Below are 2,791 nucleotides of genomic sequence, written 5' to 3'. Positions count from 1 at the left end.
AGTTGAATGAGATGTGTTTGTGCACCACCATTGTCTGCTTTAGTAATACAATATATAATTTTCAACTGTTACAAACCCCTTTAATGCTATACTTTCAATTTCTTAACATGGCTATCTCATCAGATGAATAGTATTTATAGCCATGCAAATCAATGATGGCACATATTTCTTAATGCCATTTGATACTGTCTCAAGGGATTCCTCGTTATACTGTAACAATTGGTCACAATCTTTAAAATATAACTTTTATTTGAACTTATTAAGTAAATTAAGACTACCTTGAGCCTTCCCCTGTAATAACAACCATCAATGTTCTAATTGATATATATAGTTCCATCATTAAACTACCTTTATGTATATATTTCATGTCATATTTCAGTTTTTGTTGCGGTGTTAAGTCATATCCACCTTGAATTTGCGCAAGTCCTGTTAACCCTGGTGTAACAAGACATCTTTGCTCGAAACCTATCACTTCTGAACTAAATAATTCTACAAATTCCGGACGTTCCGGGCGTGGTCCAATAAAACTCATTTCCCCTTTAACAACATTAATTAGTTGTGGTAATTCATCAATGCGTGTTTTACGAATAAACTTCCCGACATTTGTTATACGATCATCATCTTTATCAGCCCATTGCGCACCATTTTTCTCTGCGTTTTTACACATCGAACGTAATTTGTATATTTTAATTAATTTACCCATCTTCCCAACTCTAACCTGACTATAAATAGGGTTTCCTGGCGAATCTATGACGATAGCAATGGCGAATATGAACATAATCGGAAATGTTAAAAATAATAAAACGATACTTAATACTAAGTCAATCGCACGTTTAATTGGGTAATAGCCTTTTCTCACTTCTTCGAGTGCATCTAATTTTCTTTGATAGGCATAACCCTTATTATTATGGACAGCTTCAATGTCATTTTCACGACATTTCCACTTCTTTAGCTGTAACTTCTTCAATATTATCTACCTCAAAATTAAAGTAATCCTTTAAACCTGTTTCTACTGTATATTTAGGAACAAATCCTAATGCCTTTAAGTTAGAAATATCTGCATAAGAATGCTTAATATCTCCTTTTCGTGCTTCTTTAAATTCATGCTCGACTGATTTTCCATATAATTCACCAATAATACGATAAACCTCTAATAAATTAGTAAAAGTGCCTGTACCAATGTTATAACCGTGTCCAATTGCATCTTTGTGTTCCATAATTAAGCGTACAGATTGAACAACATCATATACATATACAAAATCTCTAGTTTGCAGTCCGTCACCAAAAAATGTAAATGGCTTGTTATGCTCAAATGAATCGAACATCTTTGAAATAACACCTGAATATTGTGACTTAGGATCCTGTCTTGGCCCAAATACATTAAAAAATTTAACAACCGCTGTTGGTATGTTATATAACGAGCAATAATTTAATGTCGTCCGTTCGCCGTAATATTTATCTATTGCATATGGTGATAATGGTAAGATTAATGATTGATCACTTTTAGGCAAATCAGGAAGATCACCATAAACAGCTGCTGACGAAGCAAAGATAAAACGTTTTATATGACTATTATATTTTTTAATGATTTCTAACAATCTTAATGTTGCTACGACGTTTATTTCTTGAGATAAGATAGGTTTCTCAACCGACTCAGCAACACTAACTAATGCTGCTAAATGAATAACATAATCAAATTGATATGTCTTCATGATTTGTTCAACTGCATCATATTCACGAATATCTAATTCAAACACATGATCGTCAGCCAAACTTTTAATATTTTCTCGTTTACCTGTTCTATAGTTATCTAGAACATAAACATCATAATCTTGTTGTAAATCATCTACTAAATGCGACCCAATAAAACCAGCCCCACCAGTTATCAAAACTCTTTCCAAATCTTCCACCTCATTTATACATTAAAAATATATCATAAAAACATAAAGTATTGTAAGCTTTTTATCGATATTTTTTATTTATAAAAATAAAATGAGATAACTTTGTGAATTTTTATTGAGATAAATTAGATAGTGGTGTTTTTGTGATGTTTTATAATATCTTGGGTGTGTTAATACTAGTAATGCTTTCAACTGATGCATTAGACTGTGACATCATAACTCATTTAAGAACTTCGCTTATTAATTTTCTACCAATACAATCCCTTCTAAGTGCACTAAAAAATCCTTACTGCTAAGTGATTAAACTTAACAATAAGGATTTATTTATCGCTAATGCATGATTATTAACGGAATCTCATACCACCATCTACAATAATTGTTTGTCCAGTAATGTAATCAGAGTCTTTACCAGCTAAGAAGCTCACTACATTTGAAACATCTTCTGGTTGAGAAACTCTGCCCAAAGCAATCTGACTTGTAAATTGTTCCCAACCCCATGCTTCAGGTTTACCTGCTTCTTCGGCTGTTGCCACTGCGATACTTTCCATCATTGGTGTTTGAACGATACCAGGTGCGAATGCATTCACAGTAATACCTTCAGACGCTAAATCTTGTGCGGCTACTTGTGTTAAACCTCGCACTGCGAATTTTGTACTGCAATATAAAGACAAGCCTGGGTTACCCTCAACGCCTGCTTGAGATGTTGCATTGATAATTTTACCGCCATGATTGAATTTTTTAAATTGTTCATGTGCGGCTTGAATACCCCATAGCACACCTGCAACGTTCACGCCATATACTGTTTTAAACTGTTCTTCAGTAATTGTATCGATTGGTGTTGTTGGTCCAAGGCCGGCATTGTTAACCATGACATGGAAATCGCCAAATTG

5 protein-coding genes are annotated in these 2,791 nt (G+C 33.5%); all 5 read right to left on the bottom strand.

Annotation, left to right across the window (positions count from 1 at the left end; all coding sequences use genetic code 11):
- A partial coding sequence (locus IDG60_RS22300; RefSeq protein ID WP_225549198.1) for a hypothetical protein occupies nucleotides 1-65 on the bottom strand: 65 nt, incomplete at its 3' end.
- 209 nt (nucleotides 66-274) lie between these two features.
- Nucleotides 275-967, bottom strand: a complete 693-nt coding sequence (locus tag IDG60_RS10485) for a sugar transferase (RefSeq protein WP_000736082.1) — start codon at nucleotides 965-967, stop codon at nucleotides 275-277.
- On the bottom strand, nucleotides 930-1,910 hold the full coding sequence (locus IDG60_RS10480; protein WP_001793242.1) for an NAD-dependent epimerase/dehydratase family protein: 981 nt from the start codon (nucleotides 1,908-1,910) through the stop codon (nucleotides 930-932). Before IDG60_RS10480 ends, IDG60_RS10485 begins: the two co-directional genes overlap by 38 nt.
- Nucleotides 1,911-1,979: 69 nt before the next feature.
- A complete protein-coding gene (locus IDG60_RS10475) occupies nucleotides 1,980-2,102 on the bottom strand; it encodes a hypothetical protein (RefSeq protein WP_001789407.1) in 123 nt (40 codons plus the stop codon).
- 143 nt (nucleotides 2,103-2,245) lie between these two features.
- A partial coding sequence (locus tag IDG60_RS10470; protein WP_206160671.1) for an acetoin reductase occupies nucleotides 2,246-2,791 on the bottom strand: 546 nt, incomplete at its 5' end.

Source organism: Staphylococcus sp. EG-SA-2 (assembly GCF_017152085.1).
This window is presented reverse-complemented; position numbering and strand designations above follow the sequence as displayed.

Excerpts from the sequence above, each read along its gene's own strand:
- IDG60_RS10475 (WP_001789407.1), bottom strand. The coding sequence starts at position 2,102 with ATGCATCAGTTGAAAGCATTACTAGTATTAACACACCCAAGATATTAT.